The sequence below is a fragment of the Pseudoalteromonas sp. Ps84H-4 genome (assembly GCF_024124645.1).
In the GTDB taxonomy this organism is placed as follows: Bacteria; Pseudomonadota; Gammaproteobacteria; order Enterobacterales; family Alteromonadaceae; genus Pseudoalteromonas; species Pseudoalteromonas lipolytica_C.
On the sequence record NZ_JAMXSK010000022.1, the window covers coordinates 33,508 to 49,142 of the forward strand.

The following is a 15,635-nucleotide window of genomic DNA, read 5'->3' on the forward strand; positions in this document are numbered from 1 at the left end:
CTTCTCGTATGGAAAATTAATTAGTTAAGTAAGGCGAAGGCACAAGTGAATTATCTACTAAAGTTACTACTCGTGTGCTCTCTTAGCCTTAATGGCTATTTCCTATGGCAATATGATAATTATAAACGATCAGCTGAGAAGCTAACCGAAAAAAACACTGTTATAAAGCCCAGTAAAGTAACGAGGTTGCCAGAGAAGTTTCAACATGCTGTCGCCTTATTTCGCAATAATCTATTTGATGAAGCAGTTCTTGAGTACACGCAACTTTTAGAAAATAACCCAAGCTTTGCACTGCAATTAAAGCGTGCTTGGCAACAGCAACTTGAGTCTTGGCTATCCCACCATGATGACGAGCTTAGTGAGCAATTTTTAACTGCCTTTTTGAATAGTCACCCTTATGATGCATCAATGTTAGAACTCGATGCAAAACGAATGATCAATCAGGGCCATGTTCAACAGGGAATTATTAGTTTAATGGCTTTACATAATCAGCTTGGAAAAAGTAAGCAAGCGCGATTCGCGAAGAGAATTTCGGAGCTAACAAAGTTAAAAGCAGAGTCATTGATTGAAGAACAAAACTGGCAAGAACTTCTCAATCACAGCCAACAATGGCTAGATTATATGCCGCAAAACACCTTTTATTTATTAGTTCAAGCGCAGGCTTATTTTCACCTAGGTGACTTAGTCGCAAGCCAAATTGCGCTTGAGCAACTTCCTGAAAACCATGAGCATAAGCAAGAAGCTGACGAATTATATCGTTTGATACAGCAAGCATTAGCAGGGGTTGAGGTTGTGCCTCTCATCCCACATGGCTCACATTATTTAGTTAATAGCATAATCAATGACGATACCGACGCTAAGCTAATGATAGACACTGGCGCAAGCTTTACGGTATTAACGCAATCACTGCTAGAACAACTAAAAGAACCCGCCCATTATCTTGGTACTATGCAAGTAAATACCGCAAATGGACTCGTTGAAGCGCAGCATTATCAAGTACACTCTTTTCAAATCGGTCAACAGCGGCTCTATAACTTCGATGTTCTAGTACTTAAAAGTCATGGCAGTTATGGTTTGCTAGGTATGAACTTCTTAGAGAATTTTAAGTTTAATATCAATCAACAAGTGAATGAGTTAGAGTTGATAAAAGATAACTATTAAGGACAGGTAATGACACTTAACGATTTCTTATCGAAATTAGCTAACACGCCACAGCAGATAGAGTTTAAGGATACAATGGCTGTGATAGAGAGTAACTACCATTTCACTCCTAGTGGCTTTAACAATCATGGATTGATCAGTGCAGCAAATGAAAATAATGGCTCATGTAAAATTTTCGCCTTTGCAAAACTTAACCAACTAAGCAAACAAAATACCCTAGATTGTTTTGGCGCGTTTTATCGTGATGATGTACTGAAGAATCCTGAAGGGCAAGACCACATGAACATTCGCACCTTTATGCTTGCTCCTGAAGCAACTCCTTTTTTAGGAGTTACTTTTACCGAGCAAGAAGTACTGAAAGCTAAGTAAACAAAGATTTTTCCATAAAATAACGGCAACCATCGAGTGGGTAATTACTCATTTCATATTTAACTTGGTAGCCGTTTTTTTCGTAAAAGGGTTTGGCTTGGAAATCGAGTGTATCGAGTTGTGCAGTGTTTGCGCCAAGCGCTTTAGCTTTGCTCTCTAATTCCGTTAGTAAGCGGGTTGCAAGCCCTTTACCACGCGTTTTATCATCACACCAAAGCCAACTAATTAGCAGCCAGTTACCAAATACTTGGCCATGAATACCCGCCACAACGGTGTTATGCTTATTAACAAACTTAAAACCAACGGGGATACGTTCAGCATTAAAATGTGCCGCATTGTAGGCAACAACATGTTCTCTTAGCTGGTTATTTAAGTCAGCTGAGTCATCACTTTTTAATTGATACATAGTATATATACCCAAGCCACCTCAAGATGCAGAATTCAGCGTTTCACAGGTGCTTAATATCAAGGCGTTACTTTGCAAGAATGGCAGTCCCTTTTAAGAAGTAACAACGATGAGAGTAAGTGCCTGTGAAGCGCCCAAAGGGTTGGTTTAAATGCGATTTATACTGCGTTATTGATTTTAACAATAGAACCACTATTACTTGCAATCAATGCCTTGCCTAAATCGCATTTAATTCCAACTGAAACTCGCATCTTGAGGTGGCTTGGGTATATAAAATGTTATGACTCAGTATACGCTTATATCGTTAATCAGTATAAATGGTTCTTACCATAGGGTACTTCGAGCATATTGCTGGCCAATTTTTCTGGCTGACCGCACATTTCGTCATAAGCACTGGTGTGGCGTAAAACCATATCACCGTAACTTAAATGATCTAGGCGCTTTTGAATATGCAACGGACTGAGATCTCGTATAAATTCACCTTTCTCATCAGTAACATAATACTCAACGTTATTAATTACCACAGACACTTGATACAGCGCCATTTCCAACGAATGAAGGATAACTTTTTGCAGTGGCTGATGATCTGCAAGCTCTGATAACTTGATAGGCATGTGCGTTCCTCTTTGGTGGTGGAACTATTTATACGTGATTTTGGTATACTGTGATCAAATTAATTGTACAAAAAGCATCCATGACTGAAAAAGTGCGACTCGCCAAATTTATTGCCCATGCAGGTGTCTGCTCACGAAAGCAAGCATCGCGCTTGATTGACCAAGGTGAGGTAACAGTAAATGGTCGTGCTGCAAATCATATAGATCATGTTGATGAACAAGATGATGTAATTGTACTTGGCGAAAAAATTTCAACTAAAGCACCGCTCACCTACTTTGCGTATCACAAGCCTGTTGGTATAGATTGCAAATTAAATGCTGCAGACCCAGCAAGCCTTATCCATAGCCTGCCTAAAACCACTCGGGTTTATCCAATTGGCCGGCTCGACAAGGACTCTCGTGGGTTGTTAATTTTGACCAATGACGGTGAATTTTGTAATCAACTGATCCACCCTGATTACCATCAACCCAAACGCTATTTTGTCACCGTAGATAAACCTATCGATAGTGATTTTTGTCAAAAAATGGCAAACGGTGTGCCAGTAGATAAACAAATAACCCTCCCTTGTGAAGTGACCCAAGTCAACGAAACGCAGTTTTGCATCGTATTAAAACAAGGTTTAAACCGGCAAATACGTAAAATGGCACGTTTTTGTGGCTATAAAGTCATCGATCTTTTCCGCACTGATATCGCAAAGCTATCACTAACCACGTTAAATTTGCCCGAAGGACAGATAGTCAGTATCAAAAAAAGTGACATTCTCTAACAAAAAAGTTTGCATTAATTGATTACGCGTGTAATCTTTAATTAAAGATTACATCTGTAGGCATAAAAATGATTGAACTTTCTAAAGCTGAATTCGAAGTATTAGATGCGGTATGGCTTGGCTACCCAGCCACGGCTAGTGAAGTAATTGCACGTTTAAGTGACGATAAAGAATGGCACGAAAAAACCATTAAAACGCTACTAAGCCGTTTAGTTAAAAAAGGCGCACTAAGCTTCGAGAAACAAGGTCGCCAATATAACTACACCCCTTGCATTGCCCGTGAAGAATACACTTTAAAAGAAAGCCAAAGCTTTATTGAACGCTTTTTTAATGGCCGTATTGCGCCATTGGTGAGTGGTTTTGCTAAATCAGAGCAACTCTCGCAACATGATATTGATGAGCTAAAAAAAGTCATTGATGATTGGGAAAAACAGCAAAAGTAAGGCTTTGTTATGTTAGATGCATTTTTTAATTGGCTGTTAGAACAACAGCTTTTGATCTCATCTGCAATTTTGTTTTTATTGCTGCTAGAGCGAAAATTATTGAGCCAGTTATCAGCGCGCTTGGTTTATACGCTGTGGGCACTACTACCTATTAGCTTACTGTTAGCGAACCTGCCAAACCACTTAAAGCCGATACAAAACGACTTTATCAGTAAGCTGACCATTACGCCAAACACAGCAATAATGCCGCAATTTACGCTAACGTGGTTCGCTATTTATGGCTTTATTACGGCTACTATGCTGATCACTGCCGTGTACTTTCATTATCGTTTTTTAGCGAAACTGCAACTAGAGCCAATTACGGTTGTTCATCACAACAGCCAAAGTATGCGCTTATACCAAAGCAAACAGGTGAGCTCACCTATGGTTGTAGGCGTTATAAATACCAAGCTAGTGCTGCCTACAAACTATCAAAGCCAATACGATAACCATGCTTTAGCGCTTATTTTAGAGCATGAATCTGTGCACATTAAACGTAAAGACAATCTAATTAATGCCATTGCTTTGAGTGCCACTATTGTGCAGTGGTTTAACCCAATCGCTTGGCTTGGCTATGCAAGCCTGCGCCGTATTCAAGAGCTTTCATGTGATGAGCAGGTACTCAAAAATAAATCGACAGAGCAACGAATTTTATACAGTAAGGCATTAGTGCACTGTGCAAGCTTTAGCAGAACAGGCTTAATGGCTTATTCACAATACGGAGATAAAAACACCATGTTACAACGTCTAAATCAAATAAAGCAGATCGACAACAGCTCATTTATCGCAAAAACAGCATTAGTTATTTTTACAGCGGGCATGCTTAGCAGCTTTGCCATTGCAAAACAGCCAATGTCAGTTGAAAAGACAAAAGACTATCAAGCGGTTATGCGCGTAGAACCGATATACCCAATTCAAGCTGCGGAGCAAGGCATTAGCGGTTCAGTCGTTTTGAAATACGATATTTTACCAAGCGGCGCCACCAGCAATATTAGTGTGGTAAGTGCAGAGCCTGAAGATGTTTTCAATCGAGAAGCGAAAAGAGCATTAAAACAATGGCAATATGCGCCATCTGAATCTGGCTTTAAAAACGCCCTAGTGCAACTCGATTTTGCCTTAGACGAAAACTATCAAGCTAATGATTTGATTGAGAAAGTTAAAGTCAGTTCTAAATAAGCTGTAGCAACTTAAGACCCTAAAGCAAGCGCCTTATTTAAGCCGCTTGCTTTGTGGTTTTTAACTATTTACCTTATGACTAGAGGCAAAGAGCGATCATCGCCACAGCGCAAACATAACCAATAAACCAGACTAATGAGCGCAATATATCTTGGTTTATGTAGTAGAAAATACAGTATAGAACGCGAGCAATAACATGCACAATCGCAAGGGTTTCAGTCACCTGATAGATATTATTACTACCGATTACCACCGCCAGCGCTACTGCAAAAATAATCAACGATTCAAAGCTATTTTGATGTGCTGCTAATGCACGAGCACCAAAGCCGGTTAGTTTTGCTTGTTGTTCGCGAGGGTGCTTATTGTCGTAGCCTGCTAGCTTATTTTGTGCAAAAGCCACGGGGGCTTTAGCTAAATAAGGTATGAGTACTGCGATGAGTGCGCAGATAATCAGTGTTGTCATGATATTTCCTTATTTTTAACTGTAATAGCTTACCCTACAGCAAACAAAAAAAAGCCGCTACTTCTAAAAGCAACGGCTAGCAATAGCATCATTGCCACTATAGCCTAATGATTACTTAAAAGCCCTGCGACATATTGTCACAGCTGAGTTTTTCTCAAGTTGGTCGATAAGCTAATGCCCTAATACTTTGGTTTTGATACTCTAATTGCCTCCCCCCATTAATATATTTTCAATATGACTTGGATTTTCTTAACTATTTTTGCAGCGTTTATGCAGTCATGGCGCAATGCTCTGCAAAGTAAACTCAGTGCAACAGTGAGTGTTGCAGGGGTGACGCTTGCCCGCTTTATTGTTGCCAGCCCGATTGCTGCCCTTTATTTATTTGCACTTTATCAATACCAAGACGCTGCACTTCCTGACTTTAATCTGGCTTTTATTGGCTACATTGTTGGCGCCAGTATCGTCCAAATCCTTGCCACCGGTTTGATGGTAAAACTATTTAAAATGAATAACTTTGCAGTCGGCGCAGGGCTTGCAAAAAGTGAAGCACTGATGGCGGCCATTTTAGGTGTTATGTTCTTTGGCTCAGCGCTGTCGTTACTAGGCTGGATTGGGGTCTTTATTGGTGCAATTGCGGTATTGCTATTAAGTGGCATCGCGAATGTTAAACACTTTAATTTGGGCACTGCACTTCTTGGGCTTGCTTGCGGTACTTCATTTGCTCTTTCATCGTCGTGGATCCGCGAAGCAAGCTTAAATTCAGGGCTGACTTTCCCACACTCGGCGGCTTGGGTATTGGTACTGATAATCAGCTTACAAACCTTGATGCTGTGCGTTTATATTGCCCTCAAAGAGCGCGATACATTTAACAAAATGTGGCATCACAAAGGCACCACGACCGCTGTTAGTGTGTGTAGCTGTTTAGGTTCCATCGGTTGGTTTAGCGCCATGAGCTTGCAGCATGTTGCTTATGTAAAAACACTGGGGCAAATTGAAGTATTTTTTACCATTATGGTATCGATTCTTTGGCTAAAACAGCCGTTAAAACGCCAAGACACGGCGGGGCTTGTGTTAATTGCATTGGCAGCCATTCTGGTAATGCTACCCAATTAGGCTTATTCCTAGTCATTAAAAAAGCGGCTATGCCGCTTTTTTAATGACTAATTTTTAGGGTTATTACACCACTAATTATCAAAAGTACTCCGGCAATGCGGCCAAATGTGGCAGCATCACCATAAAATAAAATACCAACCAAGAAGGTGCCTGCGGCTCCTATGCCTGTCCATACCGCATAGGATGTCCCCATCGGAATATCCTTTTGCGCCAACCACAACATAAACCCACTGGCGACCATAAAGGCGACAGCTATTGCAATACCTAACCAGCGACTATCTGGCTGTTGAGACATTTTAAGGCCGACTGGCCAACCAATCTCTAACAGTCCTGCGACAATTAAATACAGCCACGCCATTATTGCTCTCGCTTTTTCAAGATCACGTCATACAGATCTTCACGGCGGTCCTTTAAGTTTCTTACCGTACCTTCACTGTGCAGGATTTTCAGTTTATCCATATCTAAATCACTGAATAACAACATTTCAGTATTAGGTGTTGCTTCATTCAAGGTCGCATCATGCGGGAATGAGAAATCTGATGGCGTAAGCACTGCCGATTGCGAGTATTGTACGTCTAAACTCTCTACTTCAGGTAAGTTACCAACAGAGCCTGCAATCACAACATAACATTCATTTTCGATTGCGCGTGCTTGGGCACAATGACGAACACGTAAGTAACTGTTTTTGGTATCTGTCCAAAATGGTACAAATAAAATATCCAGCCCTTGTTTAGCGAGAATACGTGACAGCTCAGGGAACTCAACATCGTAACAAATTTGAATACCGACACGACCCGCATCCGTTTCAAATACGGCAATTTTGTCACCGCCTTGGATCACCCAGTCATTTTGCTCATGGGGCGTAATATGAATTTTGCGCTGCTCATCAATTTTACCGCTGCGGTGGCACAAATAGCTGACATTATAAATCTTGTCGTCTTCAGCAAGCGGCATAGAACCGGTGATAATATTGGCGTTATATTCAACCGCCATACGCGACATAGCATCACGGAATGTTTCTGTGTATTCGGCCAGATAGCGAATTGCTTCGGTTTGATTGCTTTGCTCAGTGAGTCCCATTAACGGGGCATTGAAAAACTCCGGAAACAGAATAAAGTCACTCTTATAATCTGATACCGTATCAACAAAATATTCCACTTGCTTAAGCAGCTCTTCAACAGACTCAACACAGCGCATTTGCCACTGTACAGCACCGACGCGCACAATTGATTTGGTCGACTCAAGTACCGTATCAGTCGGCTCAAACATAATGTTATTCCACTCTAGTAAAGTGGCATAACCAACGGATTCCTGATCTTCAGGAAGATACTTTTTAAGTAGACGTTTTACTTGGAAATCATTAGATAGCTGAAAGCTTAAAATCGGATCGTACAGCTCTTTGTGGTCCACTTTTTCGATGTACTCCATCGGAGTCATCTCTGCACTGTGATTGTAATAACGCGGAATTCGCCCACCTGCTAAAATGGCACGTAAGTTATACTGGCGGCACAACTCTTTTCGTGCATCGTATAAACGACGACCAAGTCGCATACCTCGGTGAGTCGATGAAATGACCACATCTAAACCATATAAGGCATCACCTTCAGGGTCACTAAATACACGGTCGTGACCATCAACAATGTCTTCATAAGTATGTGGGTTAGAAAAGCGTCCGTAATCAACCTGTACGCTAAGCGCAATTCCGACCAAAACACCGTCATCAACAATGCCTATTTGCCCTTCCGGAAACTGGTCTATTAACCTAAAAATAGTGTGACTTGGCCAAGCACCACCGAGCCCCGGATACGCTTGATCCATGAGAGTTTTGATTTGTGGATACTGCTCTTTAGTTAAATTACAGATCGCTAAATGCGTTTTTTCCGCCGGCATACTTACTCCTTTTAGGCACGAGAGGATAATCAATAAAACAAGATATTCTCATGTTTCTAGATTGGTTTTATTTAGAGTGGCATCAATTATGAGCTCTGCCAAGCCTTAAACTTAGCAAACTGCAGGTGAACAAGGCTTTAATTAGCATTATACAAAAATTTTATTGTGCTGTTATTAAAAGCACCTGACAACACTGCCGCATTGTTCAAATAATCATCTATACTTTAATTTCTCCCTGTAAGTGTGTATGAGGTTGGTTTGATAAAACATTTACTAAGACAAACCAAACAGTCTGGATTAGAAGAAATAGAGCATGTAAAGTTTCTTATTATTACTAAAATTGCCTATTTCGCATTAGCTGTACATGCTTTACTAATCCCCGCTTTCGCGCACATTGGCGCGAACATGCTCGCTATAGTTAACATTTTAAGTGTATTTGCTTGGGGCAGTGGTATTTTCCTTATAAAGCAAGGCTTAACCTCTCTTGCTTTGAGGGTGTTTTGCCTCGAAGTGCTTATTCATGCAGTTATTGTCTGCGCAACTCTTGGCTTAGGTGCTGGGTTTCAGTTCTATTTATGGACTGTGTCGTGTATTTTGATGATTGATTACCAGCTTACTTTTAAATGGGCTGCAACATACAGCTTGTTAATGATTGCTACCTTTGCTTCGTTGTATTTATTTTTCTCAGACGTAACCTATGGTTTCGCTTATCCTGAACTCCTTCCATATATCAATGTGATAAACGTCATCATTGCCGGATTACCTATGGTGTATGGGATGGGGCTTATTCGTGAAATTACGCTTTCACAACGCGTTGAGCTCACCGAGATGGCCGCTCGAGATCCATTAACAAAATTATACAACCGACGGTTTGCGAAAAAGCTCATCTCAATGGCACATAAAAAGAGTATCGAGCAAGATGCCAATCTATGTATGGTTATGGCTGACATTGACAGGTTCAAAAGTATTAATGATACCTTTGGTCATGATAAAGGTGACACCATCTTAATAAATGTATCAAAACTAATTAGTGACTTTATCAGTGAGGATGACATTGCTGTTCGTTGGGGAGGTGAAGAGTTTTTATTGATACTTACAAATACTAATGAGCAACAAGCTTTTGCTAAAATAGAAGCGCTTCGTCAACAGATAGCCGAGCTTGATGCCCATCCCGATTTCCCTGATTTAACAATCACTATGAGCTTTGGTTTAATCGAGTGGCAGCCTCTTGCACCGATAGAAAAAATGCTACAACATGCTGATACGGCCTTGTATCAAAGTAAACACTTGGGTCGAAATCAAACCACTGTCGCGAAAGGTTCCAACCCTACTTTCGATGATATTGATGCGGTTAGTTAACCGCATCAATACGAATACTATGAATAATCTCTTGTGGTAATAGAGGAGTTAAACCGTTACTCACATAGTCGTCAAATCCAGCTCGATAAAACTCCGACAACGGATGCCCTGATTGACCGCCAGGAATCGCCATAATCGCTTTATCTAAATGGCCTGGTTGTACTATAAAACGCTGTGAAGCGCCAAAGCTACGACCTTGGACTGCTGGCATGAAGGTATCGCCAAAGCCAGGAGCTGTAGGCATATTTAATAAGCTTTTAAGTGCCGGTATTTGCTTGGCAAACGGGTGCTCAATCACTAATTCGTTGACCTTACCCCATTGCCAACTGTGTGGATTATTACCGTACTGCTCTGTAAGTTTAGTAATAACGCGGTCAAAGGCTCCTACCATTTGCTGTTGCCAGTTTGCATAATCAGGGTTTAACCATGTTTGAGGCTGAGCTTCGATAAGTTGCCAAACGGCAGGCTCTAAATCTCGCTTAACTGGCTTTAAACTACTGTCGAGCTCTTTTAGCTTATTTTCTAATGGGCTAAATAAGCTATTAATCACTTCACTGCGGTAACGTTTTACTAAGGTGTAACCAATTGAGTCGCTACAAGCACACGCCTGCCAGTTATTTAGCTCTTTTAAATACAGCGCATATTTATCGCCTGCAGTGCTAAGCTGTTTAACCAGTAATTGATGCCATGGTGCTAAAAAGCGCGCCTCGTTATCATGCTGTAATGAATAAAAATCTTGCTCGGTAAATTGCTGCTTTTCAAATAAACGATCGCGAATTTGTGCTGATCTTGCCCCCATCGCGTATGCACCATTACCAAACCGCTCATCATCTTTAGCCGAAACAACCCGAGAATTACCAGTCCATAAACGACCGCTCTCAGGATTTTTTACAAAGGGACGATCCGTTTCATTCTCATGCCAAGCTGCAGAGTAAGCTTGTTCAGACACAGCCAGTTGATGAGGCACTTTACGTGCAGGCACTGCTCCCATATTTTTCCATGCAGCATTGCCTTTATCATCGACCACCATTAAGTTTTGTACCGGAATACCAACGTCTGCAGCAATAGCTAGCGCATCATCAACCGTTTTTGCACTTTCAAGCTTTAATAAGTCCATATCAACGGCATAATCATGATGAGCAACCCAACTTAAAGCATAGGGTTTGCCATTAATTTCTTTAACGGGACCATACTCACTCATGGTCAAAGCATAATTTTCAACCTTGCCATCATTAAGTAAAATGGGTTCATCTATTTGCCACGTTTTCTCTTTACTCTCAAGCGCTACCCAATCGGCGGTATCTAAATAACCATTGGTAAAACCCCACGCGATTTTATTATTTGTACCAACCACAATTGCCGGTGCCCCCGGCAATGATACACCGGTAATTTGCTGCATCTGACCATCAACAGGATAATTAAGTTGAGCGCGATACCAAATGATTGGCACCGCAAAAGAAAGGTGCATATCATCAGATAACATTGCAGCGCCCGTTTTAGTTAACTGCCCTGTAACGGCCCAATTATTACTCCCTAATTCTTTTCGGTCGAGAATATCGTTGATTACCCATGATGATTTGTTTAAAGCAGGGATCCCTGCACCGTATGCAGGTAACTGACTGTTATCAAGTGCAGCCTGATAAGGGCTTGGCTGGGTAATAAAGTCAACCATGTCTTTACCGTAAAGCTGCTCAATTTCTATCAGCGTTTTATCTCGTTCAAATGTTGCTGTTTGTAAGTCTAAGTACATACTAAAAATAACCAACAAACTGTCTTCGCTTTGCCAAGGTTGAGCACTCGAGCCTGTTAATATGTATTCAAAGCTATCAAAACCCAATTGCGCATAACCTTCGTTCACGCCATTAGCATAGGCTTTAAGTAGCGTCTTATCTGCAGCAGGTAGTTGCTCAACTAAAAACTGGCTACGCTGACGTAATTGATGAAAACGCATTTTTTTATCAAGCTCTAACGCAGCTTTACCAAACAGCTCACTTAATTCACCCGCCGCATTACGGCGCAATAAATCCATTTGAAAGAATCGGTCTTGGCCATGCGCAAAACCAAGCGCATAAGCAGCATCTAAGCGATTTTGAGCGCTAATAACAGCTTGCCCCAAAGCATCACGCTCAATCTTCACTGAGTGAGTAATTGCATTACTTTGTCCTCGACCATCAAGTGCTGGCAAACTTAGATTCAACACCCCATAGATGAGGCCTGTTGCCAATAGTCCGATGATGAGCGAAGCGACTAGTAACCATTTGATTATCTTAAACATGCTTGCTTCCCTTAGCTAAAGTAACACTATATTAACCTAAGTTTTGTGAAAAAATAGTGTCTTCATACAAAATAATGATCACTGAACTGAGAAAACGACCCACAGACAAATAACTTACATATCAAAGTCCCCATTGTTAATTACAAGGTAAATTGTCTATAGTAATTAAATAGTAAAAAAATCAATGCTTCTAATGCCATTAACGATCGACACTGATAATAAGAAATTACATAAATTAAAGTTAGCTTTTTGGCTATCTCTCGTGCTTGTTATCGTTATAGGTATCGTGATTGATCGGATAAATTATCACCGTGAAAAAGATGCTTTCCGTGCGCAAGAGCTAGCAAAAGTAAGTGCTTATCGGGCTGAATTAGAAGCGATCCTCGTCTCAAATATTCAACTTGTTCGCGGTCTCGCCGTAGCTATAACGGCGGAGCCAAATTTAGATCAAGCTCGTTACAGCCAAATAGCCTCTCCACTATTTGAAACCTCATCTGAACTAAGAAATATTGGTGCGGCTCCCAATATGGTTATTCGAATGACCTACCCCCTTGAAGGTAACGAAAAATCAATTGGGCTTAATTTTTTAGAAAATGCAGCACAACGCGCAGATGCGCTCAGAGCACGAGATGAAAACCAGATTGTTATGGCTGGCCCATTAGAGCTAGTACAAGGTGGACAGGCACTCATCGCACGTATGCCTGTATTTATTCCTCCAGAACAACAGTTTTGGGGATTATTATCTGTGGTACTTGATATCAATAAAATATATGTAAACTCTGGTTTAGTTTCGCTCAGTGAAAATTATGATGTTGCCCTGCAAGGGCGAAATGGTCTGGGCTCACAAGGAGATTTCTTTTACGGAAAAAGTGCAATTTTAAAAAATGATCCTCTCGATTTTATAATTCACTTCCCGGGTGGTAAGTGGCAAATGTACGCATCACCCAAAGCAGGTTGGCACCCCCCTGCTTCTGCCATTTGGCCACTACGGTTAGCCATTATTTTATTTTGTGTTTTATTTGCAGGTTGCTCATGGTTTTTTCTGAAAATGCTTGAGCGGCAATATAAGAGTGAGCGAATGCTAGAGACTATGAGTAGTCTTGCCAAAGTAGGGGCATGGTCGTTCAACCTAGAAACAAAATCTGTGTATTGGTCTGATATGACCAAACAAATTTTTAAATTTCCGCTGAGCAAGCAGCCCGAGTGGCCTCAAAATTATAGTTATTTTAAAGCCGGTGAAAGCCGCGATAAAATCCGCCAATTGAATGAGCGCGCTATAAAAAACGGCGAAAGCTTTGAAACTCAGGTACAAGTCGTCACAGCTGATGGGGATGAAATATGGGTGTTAGTTCACGCCGAAACCGAACATCGTAATGGCCGCTGCATAAAAGTATTCGGCTCACTGCAAAATATTGATGCCCGTAAACGAGTTGAAATTGAAAACAGGAAAGTAGCTTTACACAACGAGATTTTAGCGTCGCTCACTGTTAATGATGCTGTACTAACGGGTAATTTGAATTTATCAAAGCATGTCATTGTACAAGCGATTTGTCATGCTTTTGACGTTGACCGTGCCAGCATTTGGTTATTTAGTGACGACAGAGAGTCTCTCGATACCTTTGCTGTTCATGACGAGAATACACCACAAATACGAGAAGCAACCACACTAAAACAAATTGATTACCCTGATTACTTTGACGCCATTAATAACAATGCCGTTGTAAATGCTAGTGATGCCCCACACCATCCGTTTTTAAAAGAATTACGAACAACTTATTTTGAACGATTTAAAATATGCTCAATGCTCACGGTGATCATTCCCACCGGTAGTAAAACCATGGGGGTTGTGTGCGCAGAAAAATGCAAATCTCGCAGGCAATGGAGTAAAAACGAAGAAAGTTTTTTAATTGCCGTTGCAGCGCTAATTGGTAGTTTACACGCCAGCCAACGCCGTATAGAAACCGAGCAGCAACTAGTGCAAGCTAAAGAAGCAGCTGAACAAGCAGTAAAAGCAAAAAGTGAGTTCTTAGCAAGTATGAGCCATGAAATACGCACTCCAATGAATGGGGTGATTGGCATGCTCAATATCATTAAGCAATCTAAATTAGATAGCCAACAGAGTCATCATCTAGAGCTCGCACAATCTTCAGCCGAGTCGCTTTTGCATATCATTAACGACATCTTAGATTTCTCAAAAATTGAAGCTGGTAAACTAGATATCGAAAATGTTAGCTTTAATATTTCAAAACTGTTCGGCAACACCATCGAATCATTTGCAATTAAAGCCGAACAAAACAACACCAAACTTATCCTTGATACGACTGATATTTATCACGAATTTATTGTCAGCGATCCAAACAGGATCAGACAAATTATCAACAACCTTGTTAGTAATGCGGTTAAATTCACTAAAAATGGCAAAATAATTATTATTGCTAAGCTTGAGAAATTAGATGACGAGCACTTTTTAAACTGTTCCATCATTGATACCGGAGTCGGTATTAAGCCTGAAAAGCAAGCTACATTATTTGACTCATTTACCCAAGCAGATACCTCAACAACTCGCCAATATGGCGGTACAGGGCTTGGCTTAGCGATTGTTAAACAACTATGTAACCTAATGAAGGGCGATGTGAGTGTGGTCAGCTCATATGGAGAAGGCAGTACTTTTAATTTCTCTGTAAAAGTGAAAATAGATCATAAAAAGAAAGCCCTAGAACCCAGCCATATTATTGATAAAAAACATATATTCATTGCAGATAATTGTAAGTTGAGTAGCAATATAGCGAAAAAACAGCTGCAACTATGGGGGGCCAGCGTTGAAGTATTTACCGATATGACACGTTTATTGAGTCGCGCGGCTATGACGGAACATGTCGAATGTGACGCGATTTTCGTTGATTTCTTGTTTTATACCAACGCAACTAAAGAGCAACAACAAGTTTTTGTTAAACACTTTAATGCTGAACAGTGTAAACGTATTTTAATGGCACCAATGAGTTTGACCGAAGTGCAAAGCAAACAGGCCTTAAAAGCTGAGAGTATCATTTTTAAACCTTTGACCCAGTCAGATTTATTTAACTCACTTGCTAACGAAAAATACATTGAGCAACAACAAGTAAACAACGACACACTGATTACAAAAGTTGCCACTCAAGATGAAAATTCTGCTTCACAAGTGCTGCTAGTTGAAGATAATAAGGTTAATCAAATTGTTGCTGGATCGCTTTTAAAGCAGGTAGGTATCAGCTTCGACATAGCTGAAAATGGCCTTGAAGCAATTGCTAAGCTATCTCGTCGCGAGCAAATGCCTTACCAACTCGTGCTTATGGATTGCCAAATGCCAGAAATGGATGGCTACCAAGCAACTCGGGCAATTCGTGCAGGTGAAGCTGGTAAGGCACATCAAGATGTAACTATCATTGCGCTCACCGCTAATGCAATGCAAGGTGACAAAGAACGCTGTTTAAATGCGGGCATGAATGATTATGTTACCAAACCTTTGAAGTTTGATACGCTCAGTAAAAAACTAACCGTGTGGTTAAGCACTGAAGAATAGA

14 protein-coding genes are annotated in these 15,635 nt (G+C 40.8%); 8 read left to right on the plus strand and 6 right to left on the minus strand.

Translation table 11 applies throughout. From position 1 onward, the window contains the following. The first annotated feature begins 45 nt into the window (after nt 1–45). The gene (locus NH454_RS22465; protein ID WP_253039781.1) at nt 46–1,161 is read left to right on the plus strand and encodes a retroviral-like aspartic protease family protein; all 1,116 of its coding nucleotides are present in this window, start codon (nt 46–48) and stop codon (nt 1,159–1,161) included. Between the two features lie 9 nt (nt 1,162–1,170). After that, complete coding sequence (locus NH454_RS17515) at nt 1,171–1,530, plus strand: HopJ type III effector protein (RefSeq protein ID WP_253039782.1); 360 nt, start codon at nt 1,171–1,173, stop codon at nt 1,528–1,530. Here the strand turns inward: NH454_RS17515 and NH454_RS17520 are convergent. Beyond that, nucleotides 1,523–1,936: a GNAT family N-acetyltransferase gene (locus tag NH454_RS17520; protein ID WP_135923158.1), complete on the minus strand. Its 414-nt coding sequence runs from the start codon at nt 1,934–1,936 to the stop codon at nt 1,523–1,525. The two genes, NH454_RS17515 and NH454_RS17520, sit on opposite strands and share 8 nt — an antisense overlap. Nucleotides 1,937–2,244: 308 nt before the next feature. Then, entirely contained in the window at nt 2,245–2,550 is a 306-nt protein-coding gene (locus NH454_RS17525; protein WP_063528566.1) for a DUF6482 family protein, read from the minus strand. Nucleotides 2,551–2,630: 80 nt separating this feature from the next. Between NH454_RS17525 and NH454_RS17530 the strand changes: the two genes are divergently transcribed. The 3 genes from NH454_RS17530 (at nt 2,631) to NH454_RS17540 (ending at nt 4,975) form a co-directional block, all read left to right on the plus strand. Beyond that, entirely contained in the window at nt 2,631–3,317 is a 687-nt protein-coding gene (locus NH454_RS17530) for a pseudouridine synthase (RefSeq protein ID WP_253039802.1), read from the plus strand. Between the two features lie 68 nt (nt 3,318–3,385). Continuing rightward, entirely contained in the window at nt 3,386–3,760 is a 375-nt protein-coding gene (locus tag NH454_RS17535) for a BlaI/MecI/CopY family transcriptional regulator (RefSeq protein WP_054554650.1), read from the plus strand. 9 nt (nt 3,761–3,769) lie between these two features. Next, on the plus strand, nt 3,770–4,975 hold the full coding sequence (locus tag NH454_RS17540) for a M56 family metallopeptidase (RefSeq protein ID WP_253039783.1): 1,206 nt from the start codon (nt 3,770–3,772) through the stop codon (nt 4,973–4,975). A gap of 79 nt (nt 4,976–5,054) precedes the next feature. Here NH454_RS17540 and NH454_RS17545 read toward each other — a convergent pair whose 3' ends face one another. Beyond that, entirely contained in the window at nt 5,055–5,438 is a 384-nt protein-coding gene (locus tag NH454_RS17545; RefSeq protein ID WP_135923156.1) for an MAPEG family protein, read from the minus strand. Between the two features lie 234 nt (nt 5,439–5,672). Here NH454_RS17545 and NH454_RS17550 point away from each other — a divergent pair, with 234 nt between their 5' ends. Beyond that, nucleotides 5,673–6,551 carry a DMT family transporter gene (locus tag NH454_RS17550; protein ID WP_253039784.1) on the plus strand — a complete coding sequence of 293 codons (879 nt, stop codon included), beginning with the start codon at nt 5,673–5,675 and terminating at the stop codon, nt 6,549–6,551. A 40-nt stretch (nt 6,552–6,591) separates the two neighbouring features. Here the strand turns inward: NH454_RS17550 and NH454_RS17555 are convergent, their stop codons facing one another. Then, complete coding sequence (locus tag NH454_RS17555) at nt 6,592–6,909, minus strand: multidrug efflux SMR transporter (protein ID WP_235384264.1); 318 nt, start codon at nt 6,907–6,909, stop codon at nt 6,592–6,594. Then, complete coding sequence (locus tag NH454_RS17560; protein WP_135923153.1) at nt 6,909–8,441, minus strand: carbon-nitrogen hydrolase family protein; 1,533 nt, start codon at nt 8,439–8,441, stop codon at nt 6,909–6,911. The genes NH454_RS17555 and NH454_RS17560 overlap by 1 nt, the downstream gene beginning before the upstream one ends. A 258-nt stretch (nt 8,442–8,699) precedes the next feature. On the opposite strand from NH454_RS17560, the gene NH454_RS17565 reads away from it, so the two are divergent. Beyond that, a complete protein-coding gene (locus tag NH454_RS17565; protein ID WP_235384265.1) occupies nt 8,700–9,800 on the plus strand; it encodes a GGDEF domain-containing protein in 1,101 nt (366 codons plus the stop codon). Here NH454_RS17565 and NH454_RS17570 read toward each other — a convergent pair. Next, nucleotides 9,793–12,075 carry a penicillin acylase family protein gene (locus NH454_RS17570; protein WP_253039785.1) on the minus strand — a complete coding sequence of 761 codons (2,283 nt, stop codon included), beginning with the start codon at nt 12,073–12,075 and terminating at the stop codon, nt 9,793–9,795. The two genes, NH454_RS17565 and NH454_RS17570, sit on opposite strands and share 8 nt — an antisense overlap. Nucleotides 12,076–12,268: 193 nt before the next feature. Between NH454_RS17570 and NH454_RS17575 the strand changes: the two genes are divergently transcribed. Beyond that, nucleotides 12,269–15,634: an ATP-binding protein gene (locus NH454_RS17575; protein ID WP_253039786.1), complete on the plus strand. Its 3,366-nt coding sequence runs from the start codon at nt 12,269–12,271 to the stop codon at nt 15,632–15,634. The last annotated feature ends 1 nt before the right edge of the window (nt 15,635 follow it).